The 7,643-nt window shown below is 42.1% G+C and carries 7 protein-coding genes and 1 pseudogene; 6 read left to right on the top strand and 2 right to left on the bottom strand.

The window, feature by feature from the left end; all coding sequences use genetic code 11:
• Nucleotides 1-284 precede the first annotated feature (284 nt).
• Nucleotides 285-1,535, bottom strand: coding sequence for a metallophosphoesterase family protein (locus PSE7429_RS19625; RefSeq protein WP_009629088.1), 1,251 nt, complete (start codon nucleotides 1,533-1,535; stop codon nucleotides 285-287).
• Between the two features lie 1,181 nt (nucleotides 1,536-2,716).
• Between PSE7429_RS19625 and PSE7429_RS19630 the strand changes: the two genes are divergently transcribed.
• The 6 genes from PSE7429_RS19630 to PSE7429_RS27640 all read left to right on the top strand — a co-directional run bounded on the left by PSE7429_RS19630 (nucleotide 2,717) and on the right by PSE7429_RS27640 (nucleotide 7,058).
• Nucleotides 2,717-3,640 carry a LysR family transcriptional regulator gene (locus PSE7429_RS19630; RefSeq protein ID WP_009629089.1) on the top strand — a complete coding sequence of 308 codons (924 nt, stop codon included), beginning with the start codon at nucleotides 2,717-2,719 and terminating at the stop codon, nucleotides 3,638-3,640.
• Nucleotides 3,641-3,786: 146 nt separating this feature from the next.
• Nucleotides 3,787-4,815, top strand: coding sequence for an anthranilate phosphoribosyltransferase family protein (locus PSE7429_RS19635; RefSeq protein ID WP_009629090.1), 1,029 nt, complete (start codon nucleotides 3,787-3,789; stop codon nucleotides 4,813-4,815).
• Nucleotides 4,816-4,915: 100 nt separating this feature from the next.
• Complete coding sequence (locus PSE7429_RS19640) at nucleotides 4,916-6,040, top strand: THUMP domain-containing class I SAM-dependent RNA methyltransferase (RefSeq protein WP_009629091.1); 1,125 nt, start codon at nucleotides 4,916-4,918, stop codon at nucleotides 6,038-6,040.
• A gap of 46 nt (nucleotides 6,041-6,086) precedes the next feature.
• Complete coding sequence (locus PSE7429_RS19645) at nucleotides 6,087-6,422, top strand: nucleotidyltransferase domain-containing protein (protein ID WP_009629092.1); 336 nt, start codon at nucleotides 6,087-6,089, stop codon at nucleotides 6,420-6,422.
• Nucleotides 6,423-6,563: 141 nt separating this feature from the next.
• Nucleotides 6,564-6,905, top strand: a complete 342-nt coding sequence (locus PSE7429_RS19650) for a hypothetical protein (protein ID WP_009629093.1) — start codon at nucleotides 6,564-6,566, stop codon at nucleotides 6,903-6,905.
• 30 nt (nucleotides 6,906-6,935) lie between these two features.
• Nucleotides 6,936-7,058 carry a hypothetical protein gene (locus PSE7429_RS27640; protein WP_267879023.1) on the top strand — a complete coding sequence of 41 codons (123 nt, stop codon included), beginning with the start codon at nucleotides 6,936-6,938 and terminating at the stop codon, nucleotides 7,056-7,058.
• Between the two features lie 285 nt (nucleotides 7,059-7,343).
• Here PSE7429_RS27640 and PSE7429_RS27820 read toward each other — a convergent pair.
• Nucleotides 7,344-7,497, bottom strand: a pseudogene (locus PSE7429_RS27820) (NF041680 family putative transposase); the annotation flags it as partial.
• Nucleotides 7,498-7,643: the final 146 nt, after the last annotated feature.

Consider the following 7,643-nt stretch of genomic DNA (forward strand, 5'->3'; position numbering starts at 1 on the left):
AACTGACGTTTGATTAATATCGCAACGTAAGGTTTGCTTAGGATATAAAACCCAAAAGATGAGTGGCGGCGCGAAGCGCCGCCACTCATCTTTTGGGTTTTGATTTGTCCTAGGTATCTCTTATACCAAAGCTCAAAATGGCGTAGCTATTCCTTAACGCTATTTTTTACAGCGCTTTACGCTCAAACCAAGGAAATTTTTGAAAGCTTTGCTTCGCAAAGCTTTCAAAAATTTCCTTGTGGTTCGTTTGATCGATAATTGCTGTAACTTGATATTAGCTGGTGTTAGTTGGCAGAACAGGAAACCTGTTTATCTTTCAAAATGCAGGATTTGAGAACTTTGCCAAACCGATCGTAGTTAGTTAGTTTCCAATTGTTGCCATCTTTTTCCATCATGGCAAACCCAAATTCATTGGGTTGATTAAAGCCACTTTTTACAGTAATGCCATTGATAACCATCCCCGCAGGATTAAGGGGAACTCCAGAATCTAGGTAGTCTCCGCCATGCCCAGCGACAATTTGAGGAGGAATTGAGCCTTCGTAGTTAAACAATTGGAAGCTGTGATGATGTCCAGATAGCAAAGCAACTACGTTACTGGGAATATTGGTCTTTGCCGCCTCAGCTAAGGTGACATTAAAGCCGATCGGCTTACCATCTTTTATCTCTTCTGCACTCCAGATTGGTCGATGAAGTGTAATCCAAGTAGGACGACGACTCATTTTCCCGATCGCTCGAAACTGTTCGCTAAATTTCTTGACTTCCGATTCATTCGCTTTTTCTTCATCCGCCGTGGAGACATCCATTACGGCAATGTTGAAAGTGTTAAAGGTTGCCATAAATGGCTCTCCCATACCCACGCAACCTTTCTCCTCATCAAAGGCATAGGGATCGAGGGCGCGACTCCAACCTTTACCACCACGCTTACACTCTTCGTGATTACCACGGGTAAATACCCAAGGCGCTACCCGTAGAAGGTTATCCGCAGGCGAGAAGAAATCCGCACGCCACACCGCCCAATTATCGCCATAGGGACTACCCGCACAGCCCGTATTACCTTCAGGACAAGCAGTTTCACGGTAGTGATAATCCCCCACATGAAGCACAAGGTCAGGCTTCATTTGAGCGGCAACTTCAGCAACTAGGCGAAATGGCCATTTAATGGGATCGTTGCAAGCCTGTACTTTCTTGCCTTTCATGCGACATCCCGTATCGCCAATTAAGAGAATTTTCTTGGGTTCCGCCACTGGCAATTTGAGAGGAACATTCTCGATCGCTACGGATTTTGTGGTTTTGGGAATTGGCAAAGCGCAGACTAGGACAGGATATAGCTCATTGGGTTTTGCCCTTGGGGTCATTGTGGCTTCTTGTCCATCAATTGTAGCGATCGGACAAGAAGAGCGATCGGTAATTACGCGGGCTTCAATACCTTTAGGAGCGTATTGTACCCATTGATAGGTTTCGGCAGAAGCGGCAGGGGCGATCGCTACAGCTAATCCCAAGAAGAACGCAGATTGCAAATTGGTTAAAGACTCCATGCTAGCGGTTTCTCACAGTTATCGTTTTAAAAAGTATGTAAGTGGCTAAGTCCAATTAAATATAAAAACCTAGAATCTAGATTCTGGCCCTGGTTTTTAATCTGCTTTAATGACTGGGAAAATCCTATTGGTTTTATAAAACCAGAGTCTAAGCTTCCACCCATTGGGGAGCAATTTCTTAGGAATACTCAATGATAATTATCAAAAGCTAAGTAAAATTGAGTAAGTAGCTGGGCATAGTTAAAACCCAGAGCCAAAAGCTGTAGTGCAAGCGCAGCTTGCGCTACAGCTTTTGAGGTTTTATATTTAATTGTGCTTAGGTACTTATTAAAATCTGAGTATTAAACTCTATTTATATGCTGTCTAGGCAAAATGCTATCTAGGTAAGGCTAATAACTACAATATCTTAGGTAATTTGGGTCGAAATCGAGATTAAGTTTCGTTTAAGCATTCCATCTCTATAGTCTCAAAAAAATTAGCTTCTTTGAAAGTAGAAACTAATTCCTGCAAGGTTTTTAAGTTTTTATTTTGCCATAGATAAAATAAAAACAAAATAAAAACAAAATAAAAACAAAATAAAAATATTTATAAGTACTTCAGCTTAGTTAAAAAATGAAACTAGAGGTTATATAAAAATGCGATCGGTACAGGGGCTCATATTTTAAGTATATTTATCAAGTTCATCAAGTTCACTTATCAAGTTTATTTCTACTGAGCTATTTAGGAATAATATTCAAGAATAAAGTGTCAATCTTCCCGTAGCCAAGGAATGGAATCAAATTATCGTAAAGTGTAACGAAGCGGAGGTTGAATTTATCTGTAGGAGAATGTAGGAGTTATTTTGTTTTGCTAAGTAGGCTTAATTACATATAAAATTCTAAAACCTGCGGTGCAGGCGCAGCGAACGCCGCAGGTTTTAGATCTGGATTTTAATTATCCTGAGGTACTTAATTAAAAAATTTACTAATAATATTACTAATAATAAAGGAATAGCTATAGATAGCTAAGGTCAATAAGAATAGATCTAACCTAAGTTATAAGATTTCTTGTTACAGATGCTACTTTTCTGAAATCCTAGAAGCGGCTTAATAGCTATTAATAGATTTATTTCGGTTTGATTAACAAACTCTGTGGATCGAACTAAATAAAAGCTAATTATCAGCAGTTATTCTTGATCTCCCATGCGTTTGGAACAGTTACAGGCTTTTTTGGCAGTTGCAGAAACAGGAAATTTCCAGCAGGCGGCACAAAAGTGCGGGGTGAGTCAGTCAACCATCAGTCGGCAGGTGCAGTCTCTGGAAGCAACTGTGGGAATCACCCTCTTTCATCGACAGGGCAATGCTAAGTTGACTGTAGGAGGAGATCGCCTGCTCATCCATGCGAAGAAAATTTGCCAGATCTGGACAACAGCGGAGCAGGAGTTAAACGATTTACGTGCAGGCAAACAAACCGAGCTTTGTGTAGCGGGAATTCCTTCGGCATGTGCCTATCAGTTACCACCCATCCTCCAAACCTTTGCTAAGACCTATCCCAATGTGCAGTTACGGGTGACTACCTTAGGCAGCGATCGCGCTCTCAAGGTTCTCAAAGATGGATTAATTGATATCGCGATCGTTATGAATAATCCCTTTTTGACAGCAAGCTCAGAGATGGTAGTCGAACATCTCTACGATGAAAAAATTCAATTGCTGCTACCCGCAAAACATCCGCTTAGTAGAAAAGAAACTTTGTCTTGGCGAGATTTACATAATTGTCCGCAGGCAGTATTTAAGGACGGTTATGGGTTACAACGTCTTGTTCAAGATCAGTTTAATCGTCAGGGAATTTCTTTAAATGCGGCTCTTGAGTTAAATTCTTTAGAAGCCTTTCGTGGGGTAGTTAAGCAAGGGAGTTTAGTCGCCCTTTTACCCGAAACTTTTGTGGTGGAACTAATTGGCGAGCCCGATCTCGTAGTGCGATCGCTTAACGAACCGAATCTCACTCGCGAGATCGTTTTAGTTACCACTAGCGATCGCATCCAAATTCCACCAATTCAATATTTTTGCAAACTCGCCAGTCAGATGATTGGTCAGAGTCGTCCTACGATTCTTAAGAGTGCCTTTTAATCTAAGTAAGTTGGTATAAGAGAGTAACGGTGCGAAGCACCGCTACTCTCTTATCAACTTACTTGGCGACAGCTATAGATAGTCACTAATTTCTGGTCTATAATTCAACATCTGACCAACTTTTGTCTTAAATTCATCAAATAGTAATGAGTAAAGAATTTCGCGAATTTTTGCGTAAAGTTGGTAGCGGTACCCATACCAGCAAAAGCTTGACACGCCAAGAGGCAGAAACTGCCACAACCATGATGTTACAAGGGGTTGCCACCCCTGCCCAAATTGGTGCATTTATGATCGCTCATCGCATTAAGCGTCCAACCAGTGAAGAATTAGCGGGAATGCTTGATGCTTACAAATTGTTGGGGGCAAAAGTGGATGCGATCGCTTCGGGGAAAAAAGTTCTAGTGCTAGGTTCGCCCTACGATGGTAGATCGAAGACCGCACCCGTTAGTCCTGTAACGGCGATCGTTTTGGCAGCCGCAGGAATTCCCGTTCTGATGCATGGCGGCGATCGGATGCCGACTAAAGAGGGATTGCCCTTTATGGAAATCTGGCAAGCCCTCGGCTTAAATTGGCAAGATCTGAGCATCGAGCAGGTACAGCAAAACTTGGAGACTCACCTTCTAGGCTTTGTTTATTTACCCAAGCATTTTCCCCTCGCTCAAAGTATCGTTCCCTATCGCGATCAGATTGGGAAACGCCCACCTTTCGCCACCCTTGAGCTAATGTGGTCTCCCTATCAAGGCAAGCAAATGATTGTGTCAGGCTTTGTGCATCCACCGACGGAGACAAATATCCGCGAAGCTTTTGCGCTGCATGACATTGCCGAATTTGCCACGGTCAAGGGCTGGGAGGGGAGTGTCGATTTAGCCCGATCGCGTACGGCCATTATCGGTATCACTCGTGGCGATCGCTTTGAGCGATTGACCCTATCGGCAAGAAACTACGGATTCACTCCCGAAGATCCTGCGATCGGCGATGCTTCTGAAATAGCTGCTAAAATCCTCTCTGCGCTCAAAGCGGAGCCTTCCGAATATCTCAATTCCGTATTGTGGAACTGTGGCTTTTATCTCTGGCTTTATGGATTACATAGTGAGATTGAAGAGGCGATCGCCCATGCCAGAGAGATTATCAGCAGTGGTACAGCATGGCAAAAATTGGAGTATTTACGAGGTTAAGTTCCTTATATTAAAAAAAAGTAAGAACCATAGATTGGCGATCGTCAGTTAACCAAAATATATTTCGGTAATTCATGCTCCTTTAAATTATGATGGTTTCATGAATCAATATTTTGCGACTGTGGCGAGGGGCTTAGAAGCGCTCGCAGCACAGGAATTAGAACAATTAGGTGCTCATTCCGTTGAGGCGGGATTTTGTGGTGTTAGCTTTGAAGGCGATCGCACTTTACTTTATCGCGTCAATCTCTGGGCAAGACTCCCATTCCGCATCTTAATGCACCTCGATCAATTTGATTGCCTTGATGCGGATGATCTCTATCAAGGGATTAAAGCGATCGACTGGTCGGAATTTTTAACCCCTGAAATGACTTTGGCTGTTAATGCTACGGGTAAAAACGATCAGCTTAATCATACGCATTTCACAGCGCTCAAAGTCAAAAATGCGATCGTCGATCAGCAGATGGATCGATTTGGTGAGCGATCGGATGTAGATACCCACGAAGCCGATTTGCGAATCGGTGTGCATATTGATGACAATGGTTGCACCGTTAGTCTCGATAGCTCTGGCAATAGCCTCCACCGTCGCGGTTATCGTCCTGCGGTGGGAGCCGCACCTTTAAAGGAGTCCCTTGCGGCGGCTCTCATCCAGATGTCGGGGTGGCAACCCGATCAAATGTTTTATGATCCCCTCTGCGGATCGGGAACTTTGCCACTAGAAGCGAGTTTAAAAGCCCTCAATATTGCTCCTGGCATGTTTCGCGAACATTTTGGCTTTGAGACTTGGCTAGATTTTGATCAGGATCTTTTAGCGAGGCTAATTCAAGAAGCTGATGATAATCGTTTAGATGCTTTACCTGCGCCGATCTGGGGAAGCGATCGCAATCCTGAAGTGGTTGATCAAGCAATTGTTAATGCTAAAAATTGTGGCTTAGCCAATCACGTTTATTTCTCCTCATTAGATCTGGCGGAAGTCGTTGCGCCTGCGGATAGTGGTGTTGTTTTCTGTAATCCTCCCTATGGTGAGAGGCTAGGTCGTGATAGTGATTTGGGAGCTTTTTATAAGCTATTAGGAAATGTTCTCAAGCAGCAATTTAAGGGCTGGACTGCTTTTGTTCTGAGTGGTAATAAACAACTATCGCAAACGATTGGATTGAAGTGTGCGGAGCGAACGGCGGTACTTAATGGAGCTTTGCCCTGTCAGTTGATGAAGTACGAGCTATATTAGGTTTGATATCTAGTTTGGATATCTAAGATGTCAGGAATCAGGCGCGATGAATAAAATCGTTGAGAATGATCAATTGTCAGCCTTACTAACGGAGCTAAAAGCTAGTTTAGTAAATCTTTATGGCGATCGCTTATTTTCCGTGATTCTGTTTGGCTCTCAAGCTAGGGGAGAAGCAACTCCTGACTCAGATATTGATGTGATGACAGTCCTTGATGATCCTGTAAATGTGGCTGAGGAAATATATCGAACATCTGATATTGGTTGGCACTTTATGGATAAATATGGTGAATTAGTTTCAATTATTCCTACTGCGAAGTCAGCCTTTTTAGATTCTGCAATTTCTTTTATTCGAGTAGTAAAGCGGGAAGGTATTGAGATATGAATAAAATCTCTATATTGCTGATGCTACGGTTAATGAGATAATTGCTAATATGGCGATAGCAGATGAAAATACCTTTATTGCTGAGATGAGAATAATTCTGTTAAATATAAATTAATTTAAACAGTCAAAACGATTAAACAAATGGTTAATACTAGTAATGATAGTAATCGTCAAATCAAAATTTATCAAAAGACTTATTCTTTACCGATTTTAGGTGGTGAGAGACTTGATAGGTTACAGGATGAAATTCGTAGTGGCAGCCAAAACATACAGCGTGGCTATGTTGAGTGTGAAACAACGATTGAAGAAAAAGGCTTTTTCTCCAAAAAGATAATTAAAAAAGTTGTTAAACAGGAACTTAACTTTGAACAACGATTTACTGCATTAGATAAATTAGTAAAAAACTATGATGCAGTAATTGAGACTCTACAGAAACATCAAGTTGAGTATCAAAATTTCGTAAAGAATCAGGTAAGAAATTGACAAAAGAGCCAAAGCGGCTAAAGTAAAGGGATGAAAGAGCCACCGCAATATGAACGAGAAGCCCTAGAAAATATGCCAGTAGGAGAACTGGTAGAAGTAATCGTGCGGCAACAGGAATGGGCGCAACAAATATACGAAGAAATAGAGAGCTAAAAGCGGTGAACAACAGGAGTAGCAAAGACTCATCCAAACCGCCATCCAGTGACCTAATAAAGCGGTCAGAGAAAATAGACGAATCAAAAGAAGAAGAGGAGGGGAAGAAAAAGCAGGGGGACAAATCGGACATAAAGGAAAACGAGAAAAGGATTTAATCGAGTAGATCGCTTTGACTGGAGTTTAGACTAAGTTGATTAAGCTAATCAGAAAAGAGCAGGAAAAGTAACCCAGAGAATGGAGAACTGGGCAAATCCAAGAGAATGAAAAGGAGAATATTTAGGATTAGGAATTAAGGATGTCTTTGTTGACCTTTTTGGGACGAGAAGCGTCGTTTTTTGATGATAGGAAAGCGAGGATAAGGATCGCGCTTGCGCCCAGATTTCCAACCAAGAGACTTACCACGAGGTTTCGGAGAACAAGCAGGAGAGCCGATCTTACTTTTCCCGTTAAGTATAAATTTGGGCAAGAAGCCAACCTTGGCAAAGATCGCGTAAATTAGACCAACCACGCCAGAGAACTTGAATACCAATGGGAGACTTACGACGATGTTCAAGATAGCCGCCAAGGAAAGCAATGGATTCG

Origin of the sequence: Pseudanabaena biceps PCC 7429 (assembly GCF_000332215.1) — a bacterium.
Classification (GTDB): domain Bacteria; phylum Cyanobacteriota; class Cyanobacteriia; order Pseudanabaenales; family Pseudanabaenaceae; genus Pseudanabaena; species Pseudanabaena biceps.

Bases quoted from the DNA above. Each gene is read 5' to 3' on its own strand.
- PSE7429_RS19645 (WP_009629092.1), top strand. From the start codon at position 6,087: ATGAATAAAATCGTTGAGAATGATCAATTGTCAGCCTTACTAACGGAG.
- PSE7429_RS19650 (WP_009629093.1), top strand. From the start codon at position 6,564: ATGGTTAATACTAGTAATGATAGTAATCGTCAAATCAAAATTTATCAA.
- PSE7429_RS27640 (WP_267879023.1), top strand. From the start codon at position 6,936: ATGAAAGAGCCACCGCAATATGAACGAGAAGCCCTAGAAAATATGCCA.
- PSE7429_RS19635 (WP_009629090.1), top strand. From the start codon at position 3,787: ATGAGTAAAGAATTTCGCGAATTTTTGCGTAAAGTTGGTAGCGGTACC.
- PSE7429_RS19630 (WP_009629089.1), top strand. From the start codon at position 2,717: ATGCGTTTGGAACAGTTACAGGCTTTTTTGGCAGTTGCAGAAACAGGA.
- PSE7429_RS19625 (WP_009629088.1), bottom strand. From the start codon at position 1,535: ATGGAGTCTTTAACCAATTTGCAATCTGCGTTCTTCTTGGGATTAGCT.
- PSE7429_RS19640 (WP_009629091.1), top strand. From the start codon at position 4,916: ATGAATCAATATTTTGCGACTGTGGCGAGGGGCTTAGAAGCGCTCGCA.